This is a genomic window from Microcoleus sp. AT3-A2, from assembly GCF_036705685.1.
Lineage (GTDB): Bacteria > Cyanobacteriota > Cyanobacteriia > Cyanobacteriales > Microcoleaceae > Microcoleus.
Genome location: NZ_JAUBVF010000053.1, coordinates 16,165 through 31,722, shown reverse-complemented (window position 1 = coordinate 31,722; position 15,558 = coordinate 16,165). Strand labels below are relative to the sequence as shown.

Annotated in this window: 12 protein-coding genes; 6 read left to right on the top strand and 6 right to left on the bottom strand. The window is 47.2% G+C overall.

Translation table 11 applies throughout. From position 1 onward, the window contains the following. Window positions 1-60 precede the first annotated feature (60 nt). The 4 genes from recG to rpsB all read right to left on the bottom strand — a co-directional run bounded on the left by recG (window position 61) and on the right by rpsB (window position 5,811). Window positions 61-2,574 (bottom strand): ATP-dependent DNA helicase RecG, encoded by a 2,514-nt coding sequence (gene recG, locus QUB37_RS23025; RefSeq protein ID WP_333166543.1) that lies wholly within the window; start codon window positions 2,572-2,574, stop codon window positions 61-63. A 185-nt stretch (window positions 2,575-2,759) separates the two neighbouring features. After that, window positions 2,760-3,692: a hypothetical protein gene (locus tag QUB37_RS23020; RefSeq protein ID WP_333166541.1), complete on the bottom strand. Its 933-nt coding sequence runs from the start codon at window positions 3,690-3,692 to the stop codon at window positions 2,760-2,762. Window positions 3,693-3,995: 303 nt separating this feature from the next. Next, complete coding sequence (gene tsf / locus QUB37_RS23015; RefSeq protein WP_333166539.1) at window positions 3,996-4,655, bottom strand: translation elongation factor Ts; 660 nt, start codon at window positions 4,653-4,655, stop codon at window positions 3,996-3,998. Window positions 4,656-4,980: 325 nt separating this feature from the next. Next, the gene (rpsB, locus tag QUB37_RS23010; protein WP_333166536.1) at window positions 4,981-5,811 is read right to left on the bottom strand and encodes a 30S ribosomal protein S2; all 831 of its coding nucleotides are present in this window, start codon (window positions 5,809-5,811) and stop codon (window positions 4,981-4,983) included. Between the two features lie 435 nt (window positions 5,812-6,246). On the opposite strand from rpsB, the gene QUB37_RS23005 reads away from it, so the two are divergent. The 5 genes from QUB37_RS23005 to QUB37_RS22985 all read left to right on the top strand — a co-directional run bounded on the left by QUB37_RS23005 (window position 6,247) and on the right by QUB37_RS22985 (window position 11,219). After that, window positions 6,247-8,451, top strand: a complete 2,205-nt coding sequence (locus tag QUB37_RS23005; protein ID WP_333166533.1) for a cation:proton antiporter domain-containing protein — start codon at window positions 6,247-6,249, stop codon at window positions 8,449-8,451. Between the two features lie 97 nt (window positions 8,452-8,548). Further along, the gene (locus QUB37_RS23000) at window positions 8,549-9,136 is read left to right on the top strand and encodes a hypothetical protein (protein WP_333166530.1); all 588 of its coding nucleotides are present in this window, start codon (window positions 8,549-8,551) and stop codon (window positions 9,134-9,136) included. Window positions 9,137-9,166: 30 nt separating this feature from the next. Further along, window positions 9,167-9,289, top strand: coding sequence for a hypothetical protein (locus QUB37_RS22995; RefSeq protein WP_333166527.1), 123 nt, complete (start codon window positions 9,167-9,169; stop codon window positions 9,287-9,289). 148 nt (window positions 9,290-9,437) lie between these two features. Beyond that, window positions 9,438-10,043: a DUF3038 domain-containing protein gene (locus QUB37_RS22990; protein ID WP_333166525.1), complete on the top strand. Its 606-nt coding sequence runs from the start codon at window positions 9,438-9,440 to the stop codon at window positions 10,041-10,043. Window positions 10,044-10,046: 3 nt separating this feature from the next. Further along, window positions 10,047-11,219: a DUF4335 domain-containing protein gene (locus QUB37_RS22985; protein WP_333166524.1), complete on the top strand. Its 1,173-nt coding sequence runs from the start codon at window positions 10,047-10,049 to the stop codon at window positions 11,217-11,219. 299 nt (window positions 11,220-11,518) lie between these two features. On the opposite strand, the gene QUB37_RS22980 is transcribed toward QUB37_RS22985, so the two are convergent. Continuing rightward, on the bottom strand, window positions 11,519-13,594 hold the full coding sequence (locus QUB37_RS22980; RefSeq protein WP_333166521.1) for an abortive infection protein: 2,076 nt from the start codon (window positions 13,592-13,594) through the stop codon (window positions 11,519-11,521). A gap of 5 nt (window positions 13,595-13,599) precedes the next feature. Beyond that, entirely contained in the window at window positions 13,600-14,271 is a 672-nt protein-coding gene (locus QUB37_RS22975; RefSeq protein WP_333166519.1) for a hypothetical protein, read from the bottom strand. Between the two features lie 240 nt (window positions 14,272-14,511). On the opposite strand from QUB37_RS22975, the gene QUB37_RS22970 reads away from it, so the two are divergent. Further along, on the top strand, window positions 14,512-15,447 hold the full coding sequence (locus QUB37_RS22970; protein WP_333166517.1) for an OmpA family protein: 936 nt from the start codon (window positions 14,512-14,514) through the stop codon (window positions 15,445-15,447). The last annotated feature ends 111 nt before the right edge of the window (window positions 15,448-15,558 follow it).

Genomic DNA, 15,558 nt, shown 5'->3' with positions numbered 1-15,558 from the left:
TTTGCTTAACCGGCCACTACAAAATTTTATTAAAAACCCCGTTGCTGCCTTCAAAACGATCTAAGTCAAAATCGACCCACTCATCATCCGTTGATATCTCCGCTCCAATTCATCCCGCACCACAGGCCACTGATTCAAACTTTCATCATTCTCAATTACCATTTGAGCCGCCGCCCTCGCCAACTCCAAAACCTCCTGATCCTCCACCAAACTCGCCAAAGCAAAATCCGGCAAACCCGACTGTCGAGTTCCCAAAACCTGACCAGGCCCGCGCAATCTCATGTCCATTTCTGCAATAAAAAAACCATCTTGAGATTGTTCTAAAACCTTCATTCTCTGCATAGCTTCCGCCGTTTTGGAACCGGGCATTAACAAACAATAAGAACGGTTGCTGCCCCGACCGACTCTACCCCGCAACTGGTGCAGTTGCGACAGTCCAAAACGCTCAGAATTTTCAATTAGCATTACCGTGGCATTCGGCACGTCTACTCCCACCTCGACCACAGTAGTAGATACTAAAATATCCGTTTCTTTGTCCCGAAACTTAGAAATTGCGTCATCTTTGTCGGCACTGCTCATTCTCCCGTGCAGCAAACCCACCTTAAACTCAGGAAATACACTTTTTTCAAGTTTCTCTTTTTCCTCAATTGCCGATCGCACATCCAACTTTTCCGACTCCTCCACCAGCGGCAGCACCACATAAACTTGACGCCCGCTCGCCACTTCCCGCCGAATCAAATCGTAAGCTTGAATGCGTTCTTTGGCAGACAGTACAGTGGTTTGAATCGCCTGCCTACCGGGGGGAAGTTCATCAATTTGACTCACATCTAAATCCCCGTGCAGCGTCAGCGCCAGCGTCCGGGGAATGGGAGTTGCCGTCATCGTCAAAACGTGGGGAGCCTCGCCTTTTTGCTGCAATTTAGCGCGCTGCTGTACACCGAATCTGTGCTGTTCGTCAATTACCGCCAAACCCAATTTATGGAAATTCACGGTATCTTGAATCAGCGCGTGAGTTCCCACTAAAACGGGCAATTCTCCGGTTTCTAATTGGTTGTGAATTTCCCGGCGCTTGGCTATTTTTGTGGAACCTGTTAACAGTTCGACAGACAAGTGCATCAAGTTAAACCAACCTACCAATTTGCGATAGTGCTGTTCTGCTAAAACTTCTGTCGGCGCCATTAAAGCCGCTTGATAACCGGATTGAATAGCTGCTAGCATTGCCACAACGGCGACTACGGTTTTGCCGGCACCGACATCGCCTTGGACTAATCTGTTCATCGGTTGCGACGAAGCTAAATCGTTGAGGATGTCATTAATTACTCTTTCCTGAGCATTAGTCAAGGCAAAAGGTAAGATTTCATAAAAATGTTCGATCAATTTGCCAGTAGGAAGGATGACTGCACTAGCTTGAGCTTTCCTTTGGGTTTGGCGGCGCTTTAAAAGTCCTAATTGCAGGTAGAAAAATTCGTCAAAAACTAAGCGGCGGCGGGCGGCGGCCAAACAATCTCGATCGAGCGGAAAGTGAATATTAGTCACGGCATCGGCTAAACCCATTAAACCGTAACGCTCGCGCAAATCCTCTGGTAGCGATTCTGGCAACATTTTCGCCGCCGGCATTGCCGCCAAAATCGATCGCCTCACCGAACCAGCATCCACCCCCTCCGTCAGCGGATAAACTGGTATCAGGCGACCGACTTTCATTGATTCGATCGCACCGCCGGAGTCATCTAATACTTCTAGCTCAGGATTTTCTAAAGTAATTCCATATTTACCCTGCTTCACCAACCCGGAAGCTGCTAGTACCGCACCTGTACAATACTCGCGCTTTTTGAATTCTTGCCAGCCGCGATTGCTGTAGCGAGGGCCTGCAAAAAAACGACTAATTTTTATTTCTCCGGTGCGGTCTTTTAAAATTACTTCTAATATGGTTAATTTCTTATTCTTTGGACTAGAAAAGCAATTGCAGCGCTTTACTTCAGCGATTAAAGTGACAGTTTCCCCGGCTATTAGCTCGCGAATTTGTACTTGCTTTGCATAGTCGATATGGTTGCGGGGATAGTAGTAAAGCAAGTCATATACAGTGTATAAACCCAGTTTTGCCAAGCGGTTGCCGTTGGCTGGACCGATGCCGGTGACCCGGGTTAACTGTTGGTCGAGAGTGAGGCTTGGTGGTGCGGCTGTTGTACTCAGGGGTGCAGTTCGGGGAACGGAAAATGCTGGGGCGGTTGGTTCAGAAGCGTTAGCGTTTGCGGGTCTGACTTGTCGTGCTTGTTCTGGCTGGTGGTGAGTTTCTTGTTCCCAAACTTGCTCCATTTGTCTCAAAAAACTGACCGTAATGGCGATCGAATGTTGGCGCTGTTCAAGATCTTTCTGAGGGTAGATGTCGAATTCAGCGGCTAGTTGTCTGGCTCGATCGCGCGAAGAAGCCGCCACAGAACCTGCCAACTGTCTCAAACTCAGGCCCAGAAACTCACTGAAGCGGTATTGACTGCCTTGGATGTCGTTAAATCCGCGATCGGCTTCTACTGAAAGAGCTTTTTGCAATCGCTGCCATTCTGGTTGATTATTAGTCATCAGTCATTAGTTATTAGTCATTAGTTATTAGTCATTAGTCATTAGTCATTAGTCATTAGTCATTAGTTATTAATCATAGCTCAAGAATTCCACACAACTGACAACTGACAACTGTCAACTGACAACTGTCAACTGTCAACTGTCAACTGACAACTGACAACTGACAACTGTCAACTGACAACTGACTAATCTTCAAACCAACTCGATCGCCAAGCCGACTCAGCCTCCACCACAGCGAGTTCCCGCTGCTTTTTCTGGTAATCGCGGCCTAGCGAGTTCAACTTTACAGACAGGTTACGAATTTGCTGGCGCCAAGCCGACGTTTCCGCATCGGCAAACTCTATTTCCGACAGCCGCAGTTTAATCGCTGTAATGTGCAGCGCCCTACTACCCAAATTTTCTGCCAATTTTCGCGATGCTGATGAGGCATCAGTTTCAATGATTAAGTTTAATAAGTTAGGCGGGCCGGCAACACTATCGCCGGAGGATTCAGCTTGAGAAGCAGCTTCTAGAACCGGTTCTGGCAATTGACTCGGCAAGATTCCCGACTGTTGCAGCAAGCGGTTGGTGTCGCGAGAAAGCAGCTTGAGTATATGGACGATCGACTTTTCAATACTATTTTGCCAGCGTGCCAAACTTTCTGGGGAATTGGCACTTGGCAATTGATAATTTGCCAATGAAAATAGATAGTTAATGGCGGAAACTGGGGTTTTTTCCTTTTCGTCTTCTTCCTTGTCGTCTGATTCGTCTTCCTCTTCTTCCTCTTCTTCATCGAAGTCGTCTTCGTCTTCTTCTTCCTCTTCCTCTTCCTCTTCCTCTATTTCTTCATCTGCTACTGATTCAGTCACCAGCGATCGCAATTTTTCCTCCGACGCCGCAGCCAAAGCCTTTACAGACTGCTGCATTTTTTGTCGCCCCTCGAAGGACAAGTTGAGAAACGACTCCGGTACTGCTTGAGTGCAAAGGTGATAGCAAGCCAAAGTTAACTGCTGTCGCACCGCTTGTCCCAACGCAGTTAAATAACCTTCGTAGGTACTGCGAAACTCCAAATTCAAGGCTGCTAAAGCCTCTTCGAGTCCTGCCAAATCTTGCTCTATTCTCTCTTTTGGTCGCACCATATCTCTCGTATAAAATTAAAATAGGACTTATATCATTTCCGGTTACACCGGAATGATGTTGACTGTTGACGGTTGACTGTTGACGCCGTGAACCGTGAACCGTCAACTCTAATTTATTATTCCGATGCTAACGGATTTGATATTATGCAAGTTTTCCATCTTTACGCTGTCTGTAGTAGTAAGGTTTGCAGTGCCCACACTACAAATATAGTCTGTCCATAAGTCCTATAAAAATTAAAAATTAAAAATGCAAAAAATCAATTTTTACATTTTTAATTTTTAATTCTAAATCTTAATTTGGGATTATTGAGCACCCATTTGGGCTGCCACTTCATCGGCAAAGTTAGCTTCTACCTTTTCAATGCCTTCGCCCAAGACAAAACGCACGAATCGGCGCACTTGGACATTTTCTCCAATTTGGGCGATCGTTTGTTTTACCAACTCTTCTACCGAGATATTCTGATCTTTAATAAAAGGCTGATCCATCAAAGATAACTCTTTCATGCGCTTCTCAATCCGCCCTAGAACAATCTTTTCTTTGATGTTTTCCGGCTTATTGCCCAAGTCATCCTTGCCCATTTCAATTGCCTTTTCTCTTTCGACAACTTCGGCGGGGATATCTTCAACTTTCACGTATTCCACATTCGGGCAAGCTGCAATTTGCATCGCAATATTCCGCACCAAAGTTTGGAATTCTTCGCGACGTGCCACAAAATCTGTTTCGCAGTTAACTTCCACCAGCACTCCCACGCGGCCGCCGGTGTGGATGTAGCTGCCTACAAGCCCTTCGGAGGCAACTCGTCCACCTTTTTTACCTGCTGAAGCCAGACCTTTTTTTCGCAGCCACTCAATGGATGTTTCCATATTGCCTTCGTTTTCCACGAGGGCTTTTTTGCAGTCCATCATGCCCGCGCCAGTTTTTTCGCGCAGTTCTTTAACAAGTTTTGCAGATATGTCCGCCATCTTCTTTAAGTTCCCAATCAAAATTAGTTATTAGTCATTAGTCATCAGTCATTAGTCATCAGCCGTTAGTCATTAATTTTAATGTTAATGATTAGACCAGAGTGAAGAAATATTCAGTCGATATTAGTACCGGCTTGGTACGTGTAGCGCCCGAATTCATTCTAGCGCTGACACAATGAATGCTTTTGCCAGAACTCTACTAATGACTTAGACTCCTGCCATGTACAATTAAAAATTAAAAATATCCAACTAAAAATAGTAATAATTATTTTTAATTTTCAATCTTTAATTTTTAATTTCCTGGTGTCAGATTCCGAGGGCAATACTAGCTCTCGGTTTCTTCGCCCTCGGCCTCAGCAGCTTCGTCGGGATCTACATAATCGGGGTCATCCAATTCTTCGATTTCGACATCATATTCAGCGCCTTCGTAACCACCTTCGTAGTCGTAGTCTTCCTCAGAGTCGCCGCCCTGCTGACCGTGACGACCTTCGTAGATGGCATCAGCTAACTTGCCGACAATCAGCTTGATCGATCGAATAGCATCGTCATTCGCCGGAATCGCAATGTCAACCAAATCCGGGTCGCAGTTGGTATCCAACAGAGAGACGATCGGAATTCCCAACTTTTGGCATTCCAACACCGCATTATACTCGCGGCGTTGGTCTACCAGCACCACTCCGTCGGGAATCTTCCGCATAGATTTAATCCCGCCCAGATATTTCTGGAGTTTTGCCATTTCTCGGCGCAGTACAGAAGCTTCTTTTTTCGGCAGCAAATCCAGGGCGCCGATTTCCTCGCGGCGCTCCAAATCCTTGAGACGCTCCACGCGGGACTTAATCGTCGTCCAGTTGGTGAGCATTCCCCCCAGCCAGCGCTGGTTGACGTAATAAGCACCGCAGCGTTGAGCTTCTTGGGCTACAATCCCGGCAGCTTGGCGCTTTGTACCCACGAACAAAAACTTTTTGCCTTTTTCTGAGGCAACTCTCATGTACTCGTAGGCGTCTTCCATAAGCTGAGCGGTTTGCACGAGGTCGATGATGTGAACCCCGTTGCGCTCTGTAAAAATGTATGGAGACATTTTTGGGTTCCACCGACGGGTTTGGTGTCCGAAGTGAACCCCTGACTCTAACATTTGAGCCAAACTGACTACTGGCATTGTATTTTTAACTCCTAATTCGGGTTAATCCTCCACCCGGTCGTATTTCTGAAGGTTTGCGCCCTAGAAACACCCGAAAACCCGGATGTGCGAATTTAAACAACTTTTCTAGTTTATCACAGCGCGCGCTACTTTTTCTGACAATCTCATATCCGTAAGGTTGGCTTCTCACATCCTGGTGAGATTTAGGGCGCGGGTTGGGTGCGGGGTACGCACGCTGCGGTTAAAGTTACTTGCAAGCACTTCTTAAAAACAAAAAATCCTGGTGGGAGGTTGCGAAAGCCTTTGTTCGCTTGTGAGACAATGACGTTGTTAGTGCGCCTCTTGTGCCTTCTAACTTCGATCGAGCTGGTATCCATTTTTTTCGATCGGCAATTCAGTCAGCTTTAGTACCCTGCCCTCTCGAACCGCAAAAATCCCAAAGCTAAAAACGCCATGCCCATACCCATTCTCGTTCTGCTTGAAGTTCTAATTGTTATCGCACTTTCGAGACTTGTAGGTTTAGGATTTCGAGCGATCAAACAACCTCAAGTTATTGGAGAAATTGTAGCAGGAATTATGCTTGGGCCTTCTCTATTTGGCTTAGTTGCACCAGATTTAGCAACAGCACTTTTTCCAGCCGAAGCCGTTCCCTTCCTAAACGTGTTGTCTGAGGTGGGGCTAATATTTTTCATGTTCTTGATTGGTTTGGAACTGAATCCCAAGTACCTCAAAAGCAATTTAGATATAGCGATTTTAACTTCCCACGTCAGCATTCTAGTGCCGTTTTCCCTGGGAAGCTTGCTCGCACTGCTGCTGTATCCCATCGTTTCAAATAATAGCGTTTCCTTTACCGCCTTTGCTTTGTTTTTGGGCGCGGCGATGTCAATTACGGCGTTTCCGGTGCTGGCAAGAATTATTACAGAACACAACTTGCAGAATACCAAATTGGGGACGCTGGCATTGACTTGCGCTGCGGTAGACGACGTGACGGCGTGGTGTTTGTTAGCAGTGGCGATCGCAGTTACTCGTACTAATTCGATGATTGGTGCTTTGCCGACAATTATTGAGTCTTTAATTTACATCGGTTTCATGCTGACTGTAGTCCGCTGGTTCTTGCAGCGGCTTTCCAAACACTACAACCGCACTGGCAGATTAACACAGTTAGTGCTCTCCGGCATTTACATGGGAGTTTTAGCTTCTGCCTTAATTACTGAATTGATCGGCATTCATTTAATTTTCGGTGCATTTTTGTTGGGTGCTGCCATGCCGAAAAATGCGGGATTAACCAGAGAATTAGCAGAAAAAACCGAAGACTTTGTACTAATATTTCTGCTGCCAATATTTTTTGCTTATAGCGGCTTGCGGACTCAAATCGGCTTGCTCAACAGCCCCGAATTGTGGCTGCTGTGCGCCGCTGTTTTGGGAGTGGCAATTATCGGAAAATACGTCGGGACTTACGTTGCGGCTAGAGTCTGTGGCATCAGCAACCGCGAAGCTTCAGCCCTGGGATGGCTGATGAATACTCGCGGTTTGACTGAACTAATTGTGCTGAATATCGGTCTTTCATTGGGCGTAGTTTCGCCGCTGCTATTTACGATGTTAGTCATCATGGCTTTAGTGACAACTTTTATGACTTCGCCTCTGTTGGAGTGGACTTATCCAAAACGGTTAATTAGATTAGATATTTCCGAAGTTAACTCTGAGGATTCAGAATTAGAACATTTAGAAATGGCTGACAGCAGCGAAGAAACTGCGAATAAATTACTGCCAACTTATCGAATTTTAGTACCGGTTGCCAATCCCAGCACGCAGAAAGGTTTACTGCGACTAGCGGTAGCGCTGGCGCAGCCTGCTGCTGGTATGGGTGGTGAGGATTTACAGTCGGCGGCGGTTCATCCTCTGAGTTTGATAGAATTAAATGATGACTATGCCTTTGAAAGTACGCCTGCGGAAGCCGATCGCATTATTCAAGAACGTCGCTCGAAATTATCAGAATTGATTGAGAGTTTGGAACTGCCGGAGGCGAGAAAATTCGTACATCCCATCATTCGGGTTACTAATGATGTAGCCAGGGAGACGGCACAAATTGCGGAAATAGATCGCGCGGATTTGATTTTAGTAGGGTGGCACAGACCTACTTTTAGCAGCAACCGTTTGGGAGGACGTGTCGGCCAAATTCTCAGCAACGCTAAGGTGGATGTAGCAATTTTTGTTGACAGAGGCCGGGAAAGGTTGAATAACTTGTTAGTACCTTACGCGGCAAACATTCACGATGATTTGGGGTTAGAATTGGCGCTGAGACTGTTAGTTAATAGCGAGGAACGCCGTTTGACGGTGCTGCGGGTGGCGGTTGACGGGGAAGCTGAAAACGAGCTGAGTTACGATTTTCAGCGAGTGATGGAGCAGTTACCGGTTGAGGTACGATCGCGAATTGAAACTCCGATTGTGGAGGCTGCTGAGCCAATTCAAGCAGTGGTGGCGGCTTCTGCTAATGCTGATTTGACTATTGCAGGTACGAGTCGGGAGTGGGGAATTGAGCGCCAAACTTTGGGACAGTATACTGATGAATTGGCTGTGCAGTGTCATTCTTCGCTGCTGATTGCGCGGTGCTACGTTAAAGTGCGATCGCACTTGGCATCGGTACTTCCTCAAATGTAGTCAGTTGACTGTTGACTGTTGACTGTTGACTGTTGACTGTTGTTATTAGTTATTGGTTATTGGTTATTTGTGAGTTAGTGCCAATGCCCAATGCCCAATGCCCAATGCCCTTTTTGGCCAATGCCCAATTCCTAATGCCCAATTCCCAATTCCCAATTCCCAATTATTAATTACCAAGATTATGAATCATTTAAGCCTGAAATCACTGGCATTTTACGGCATTACGATCGGCTCAGTTGCACTGCTGTTTAAAGTAGTAACTGCTTATGGGGAAACAAATTTAAAGGCGGCCCCGGCAATTGCGGGAAATTATCGCTTCGATCCTCAAAGTTTGCCCGAATGTCTGAAATCTGATGTTTTGGTATTGACAATCGAGCAATCGGGTGTTTATTTGAGCGGTAATTTGCGATCGGGCAGCAGGGAGGGCAGGGAAAAAACAGCCGAAGAGAAACCTTCTCTATTTGGTAAGTGGGAAACTCAAGGATTGAACTTGTCGGGTGCGGTTCCTAATTTAGCGGGTTGCAGCGACTCCACAGCAACCGGTCAAAACAGTTCTGTTAAAATGCGCGGAATTGTGGAGCAAGAAACCCTCAAGGGAAAAATTAGTCTAACTGATAAGGCGGCGGCTACTGATTTTACGGCTCAAAGAGAAGCGGCGGTGCAACCCCAGAAGAATGAACATTGATTGATTCCCAGAGAAAATAAGAAAGGGGAAATGCGTAATTCTTTGTCGCTTTCTGACTCTTCCCTTCACCCTTGGCGAAGCAAGGAATCACAAAGCGGCGGCGGGGGTGGGGGAGTGGGCGATCGAACTCCGGTCACCGGAGCTCGCCTGTGACGGTCGGTTGCTGCTAAATTAGAAAATATACGTAAAAGTAAATGATAAAAATAAAGTATCCCAGAGAAGTTCTTGGTTGAGAATTTGTCTTGCTCAAGACCCCCCGTGCCCGTATAGTTTGTTTGGAATGGATGTTGCCGTGATATTAATGCCGTCAGAAACTTCGCTTACCCAGTCAAACCCATTAATTTTAGACAGTTTGCCAGACTTGTCGCCCTCCGATGGGGGATGTTCCCGCCGAGCCAGATTGCAAATTGACTTGATGTTGCTGGCGATCGAAGCCTTGTATCTCGGAGGTGCGGAAGAAATGCTGGCAGTGTCAAAGGACCTGGAATTGGAATCAATTATCAAAAATCGGGTTGCCCTTTGGCTGATGCGTAATACTAACCCGCTGAGACGCTACACCCAGCGCCGCTCCCTTACCATTGTGGAGGCAAAAGCGCTGGTGGCGATCGCCTGTAATATGGCGCGTAAGTTAACCGCCACAATTCGGCAGTTGCTGCTAGACTCGCAGCAGTTGCGATCGAGAAATATCCCCCTTAACCAGAACCAGCCGCTGGCCGAGTATTTAGAACGCTTTCGAGCTCACTTTCGATCGCGCATGAACCCCAAGCGATCGCTAGTTGCAGCTTACGATTCCGACGACAAGCTCAACGAACTAGCTTTGAACTTGTTGAGCAAACTGCTATTTTGTACAGGCACAGCCGGAATGCAGCGCTTCTGGGTTAGCCTGTTTGATGGAGAAGTTGAATAAAAGATGACTATTAGGCGTCAGTACAGTCTGCCAAATTGCACCCTGGTTCTAGAAGGGTTGAGCGATGGATCGGCAGCCAGCCAGTTAGATATAAGGCCGGTGCTTTCCATACTAATGAGCGCTGAATGCTATGTGAACGGTCTCGGCGAGCCTCTAAGCGGGGGACGAGACTTTTTTGAAAGCTTGGTGAGGGCCGTCAGCAGCTACGCTCAAGAATTTATGAGCGGAGTGCATTATCCCGATCGCTACGGCCCGAATGTGGGTATGGTGCAGTTACACAGAATTGACGGGAATTTGCACCGATTGACCGTTCTACCCGCCTCCACAGGCAGCGCCACCCCAATCGATCAAAAAACAGAACTGTCGGCAAAAGTTGATTTGACGACGGTACAGCTATTTGACTTGGTAGAAGCGATCGATCAGTTTTTTGCCGACACGCAGACACTGCCGGAATTGTCGCTGCAATTAACCCCAATTTCCAGGCGTTACATCAAGTCTGCCGAACCTTTGGCGAAGCGGAGTTTGCCTGCTGTCGTGGGGGTGTCGAGTTTGGCTTTGGCTGCGATGGCGTTTTTCTTGGTGCCGGTGCCGGAAGTCCAGCGCCAGAGAGATCCGGTGCCGCAGCCCAATCCTGCTGGCCAGAATCAGGGGACGCCGAACCCGGGCGGATCGGGTTCGCCTAATCCCAATCCTACGCCTGCGGCTGACGGTTTGCTGCCAGGGACTCAAACTCCGAACGCTGAATCGAGTTCGCCGACTCCGAACCCCGCGCCGGAGTCGGACGCTTCACCGTTGGCCACACCGCAGTCGAGCACTTCGCCGGAAAGCACGCCCAGTCCTGTTGCTGAAGGTTTGGCAAGCCCAGAGGTGGCAGCCGTGCCAATTACAGATCCAGGGGAAATTGACCTGTTGAGGGGCAAACTTTCCCAGCAAATTGACGGAGTTGTGAAGGATAAGCCTCCGGTTGATGCGGAGTTGGTTTATCGGGTGAGTGTGGCCCAAGACGGGGCGATTGTCGGTTACAGGCCGGAAAATTCGGCAGCAGTCGATCGATCCGAAACGCCGTTGTCGGACTTGCTTTACAAGCCTGTTGGCACCAGGCCACCTGCGGAACCGCTGGCTGATTTCCGCGTAGTTTTGGCACCAGACGGCACTGTTCAAGTCACTCCTTGGTAATGGTTGATTGTTGACTGTTAACGGTTAACTGTTGACTGTTAACGGTTGACTGTTGACTGTTGACTGATACCAAATCCCGCTTAAATGCTGCCTCATACCATGTCCGATCGCGCATAATACAATTGCCGGGGCGGGTTTTTGAGATTGTCGGTTTTTAGCAAATATTGTTGGTGAACCCGCCCCTACAGGAATCAGGGTAATTGACCGGACATGATATCAATCTGTTAGTCTGGGGAGGCAGACTTGGTTTTTATAGTAACAATTTCAATCGCCGAATCATCTACAAACCGATTGCTGATTTAAAGACCTGTCGGTGCGATCGGCTCAATATCTGGGTCAAATCCTCCGACTTGATTTGTGCGAATTATCCACAAAAATGCTCCCTGTTTTAATAAAACTTTGGCGATTTCATCTTGGGTGCGCCTCGGCAACATTGTTCGGTAACTAATAGCAGCTTTTATCAGGGTTGCTATACCAGCAAAAAAGGTTTTTTTCAGTTCAGAATCAATCCCCGCTAATCTCGAATTTTTTCGCCAATCTGGACGAACAATACCGAGGGGCATTAATACTGTTTCTAAACTTTCTCCTAATGCTACTAACTGGTGAAATCTTTGGGTTTGTGCGTCCGTCGGATGTGTTTTCAACCAGTCTTGAATCTGAGGATTTGACTCTATTTCGGAAGTGATTTTTTTAATTGTCGCGTAAATTGCCTGACTTGAATCTTGGACGCAAGAAGTTGCTGGGGTGACTAAACTTGCACCGGTGCCGTCTCCGCTGCGGTAGCGGGCCATCATGATATCTAGTTGCTGGTTTAATTCGGTTAAAGGCGACAAGGTTATCCCGTCAAAATCGTAGTCGCAACACACGCAGTCTAATTTACAGATGATATCGCAAACCGGGCGATCGCCCAACCAGCCGCGCTGCAAGTCTCCCATGTAGCTTTGCCATTTGCTGGAACCTGCGACAATTCCGTCGGGATTGTGGGCGTAAACTTGTTTGTATTCTATGTCAAAACGCAGTTCGCTGGTAAAGCGATCGCGCACTACTTTTGCTACTCCGAAAGCAAAATGTCCGGTGACAATTCCCAGCGGTGGCTGTTCGCCTTTTTTCCCGCCGATACCCCCGAAACTGTGAATCACTATCCCGATATCTCCTTCTTGCCAAGGAGAGATGGAAGCGTTTTCTGTAGCATCATTCGGGGTTAACAATACTCTTCTTGCTTGCCCTTTTTGGGCTGGTGTATTTTCCCAATTTTTACTGTTTAAATAAGCTAGAGATTTTTGCAGCCCTAAATGTGTTTCATCTGGTGTTAATTGGGCAATTTTGCGGGGTTCGATTGCCTGCACTACAAATATACTGTCTTCGTCTCTTTCGCCGTAAATGTACCAGCCGTCTGGATTTAAGGGGGATTGTTCGATCAGGTGATTGGTAAACCTCGCTACGCCATTTTTGTCTGGCTGTACTTGTGGAATCCGAATAATTTCGGCGGCGCCGTCAAATTGTTGAGATGTTTTGTTGAAATGCCGGACAATAAATTTGTCGCTGTCGGGTTCTTTTCGCTGTAAAATTGATATTAAGGCGCAGAAACGTCCGATAATTTGTACGGGTTCGCGATCGATAGTGAGTTCATGGCGATCGCTGCTGCTATAATGAATCGCAATCACCGGCCTGCGTAGCATCACAGTCACGCTGTCTTCGAGTCTGCTGCCTGCTAGAGTTTCTAAAGGGCCGACATTTCGCCAGCCGTTCAATCTATCTGGATGGATATTGCCAGATTTTTTACTATTTTTAGTTTGTTGTGTGAAGTTTATATCTTGACTGACTGCGTGGACAAAAAACTGTACTTCGCGATTTGTACTCCATTTCAAAAAGGCTGTTTTGCCAATAAAATTTTTATACTTTTTGGGGGAATTTATTACTTCAAAAAACACTGTCCCGTAGGGTTGGCGCTGTTCGTTTGAGGGCAAAATTAAGCGTCCGTGCCAAAGAGCGATCGGCTTGTATAGATAGGCAACTGATGCTGAATTTTCGCAGATTATATCCGGCTCAAACGCTTCTGAAATCTCGCTTTTTCCTCCAAAAATAGTAGCCGTTAAATTGCCGTCACTTTCTACGAATCTGGGTTCTAAAAAAACCTTTTGAGGTTGTGAAATATTAGCGGTTAAATGACCAGTATCTTTTGTGAACGAGCGTCTATAAAAAAGACGGTTGTTTTCTAATTTCGCCTGCAACCAGTTGACGAAAATGCGAATAAAAATAAACGCTGTTAAACCAAAAATAACAGCTAAAATAATCAGCCCCAGGGTCAAAATGAATTGGTTGAAAGACTGACCTAATACTAAAAAAAATGTTGGCTTGATCGAAGAAAATGCCATAATATCTAAAAACGAGTTTTAGGTTCGATCCAGTCTGTGCTGGCTTGACTGCCGAAAACTAGGGGTTTGTCCTCGGTGACAGGAACCGTTTGCCCTGTCATATCAACTGCACAAAGAGGCCAAGATCGATCGCCCAAATTGCCTGCGCGGAACAGAACTTTTCCGGGACAAACTTGGCTCCAACCCAACAATACAGCATGAGTGTAAAGACTGCGAGCGGGAGCAACGGTATAAGTGTAATTATCATTTTTGTCCCAAATGACACCGTAGTCGGACATATCGGAAGAGTTGAAAAGTGCTTCAAATTCGCGGGCGAGAATGCGGGAACCGTCTTGATTCCAAGAAACAGGCACTAAAATGGCGATCGTCCCGGACATATCTATATCATCGCTAGCATACATCCCACTTTCGGCTAGTGGCGAAGCAGCCGCCACTGTTTGCAGTTCCCCGGTTTTGAGATTTTCCACAAACATGACGCTGCTAACCCGACACTGAGAGAATTCCGGCTGCACTTGCAACTCAATTCGACTGTAAGCTGCGTATTGACCGTTAGTTGATACTAGCGATGGACTGCGATAATAGCGGAGGCCTGTGCCGGCAGTGGAGCTCACTTTAGCATGAGTGGCACTAATCCATTCCCAAGGAACGGGATAAGGGCTATTTAAAGGGTCAGTCATCGGTTTTTTTTCCAAAAGTTTTACTGAATTATCCAACAGATTCAGGTTGGCACGCAACGGACTAGAAACCTGGTTTCTGCCTCGATGCTTCGCCACCACACCCCAGATTTATAGGAAGCGGGTTTCTTTTTGAGATTTTAGATGGGAGGATAAATCTCAAATCTTAAATCTCAAATTTCAAATCGGATAGGTAAGATAGTATCGAAATTAATCTGGTATGTACACCGAGAGGGATGAAATATGACGCGATCTTTTAACGAAAAACCTTCAATCCCCCCGACTCGCGTCTCCAAGTCGCGGGGAAAAGGTTTGCTTGTACTGTCGCTGATTTTTCGACTGCTGCTGCTGGGGGTGGGCAGCGGTTTTGCGTGGGTTTTGGGGATGGCGATCGCTCAAATTTATCCGTCAGGCGCGACGGAAATGCCGGTGGCAGAGAGATTGCTGCGTGTAACTCAAAATTTGACCTCCAGCCCGAAACGCGCCCCAGCAACGCCAATTCCGGCGCTCCCGCCACCAACCGCTACACCAACTCCCCAGTCAACAGTCAGTCCTGCCCAGAGAGAGAAATTGCAGTCTGATTTGAGACAGTTGCAGGGCGAACTCAACGCGCTGATTGGTCGCACGGCGGCTTTGGAGAGTCAGTTGGGCAGCAGCCGCCCGACGGAAACTTTGGAAAAGCGTTTACAGTTAATGTCGCGGGAATTGGCGGCGCCGGAAACGGCGGCAACTATTTCCCCTGCTTTACCTGCGATCGGCAGCAGCCCGAGTCTGAACCCTGAAACGGTGAATACTGCCCCACAGAATGCCAATAATCCGGTGTTTGGGGGGGATGGGCTGATGGTGACTCTGCCCAGCGATGTTTTGTTTGATACTGGCAGCATTTCTTTGCGCGCGGGAACAAGTGCGATTTTGGACAATTTGGTGGCGGAGTTGAGCAATCACGAGGGGGCAACTGTGCGGGTTGCGGGCCACACTGACGACGTGGGGGAAGCGGCGGATAATCGCAATGTGTCGTTTGCGCGGGCTCAGGCGGTGGTGCAGTATTTGTCGGGTGTACTCGGTCAGAAGTATCATTGGGTGGCGATCGGCTATGGGGAAAGTCGCCCTTCGGTGGATAATAGTTCCGATACTAATCGGCAGCGCAACCGCCGCATTGAAGTGGCAATTAGTCCTTAGTTTTTAGTCATCAGTCCTCACTCACCAGTCATTAGACTTATTGCATAAATATTTTGATTGAAAAGGGAACAGCAGAGGCAACGCAGAGACATTTCAAGATTGTTTGGGAAG